The sequence below is a fragment of the Neisseria sp. HMSC065D04 genome (assembly GCF_001815675.1).
Classification (GTDB): domain Bacteria; phylum Pseudomonadota; class Gammaproteobacteria; order Burkholderiales; family Neisseriaceae; genus Neisseria.
This window is the reverse complement of the sequence record NZ_KV821527.1, coordinates 1-231: the sequence shown is the minus strand read 5'-3', so window position 1 is coordinate 231 and position 231 is coordinate 1. Positions and strand designations below refer to the sequence as shown.

The 231-nt window shown below is 50.2% G+C and carries 1 protein-coding gene; it reads left to right on the top strand.

What is annotated here, in order from left to right; translation table 11 throughout:
* The coding region (locus HMPREF3050_RS08850; protein ID WP_210399928.1) for a hypothetical protein at positions 1-231 on the top strand (231 nt) is incomplete at both ends.

Here is a 231-nt window from a genome sequence, read left to right as displayed (position 1 = left end):
AAGCTGAAAAAGCTAAAGCGGAAGCCGAACGCAAAGCTGCCGAAGAAGCTGAAAAAGCCAAAGCAGAAGCTGAGCGTAAAGCGGCTGAAAAAGCTAAGGCTGAAGCTGAACGTAAAGCCGCCGAAGAAGCTGAGAAAGCTAAGGCGGAAGCTGAACGTAAAGCCGCTGAGGAAGCTGAAAAAGCTAAGGCAGAAGCGGAACGCAAAGCCACTGAAGAGGCTCAGAAAGCTA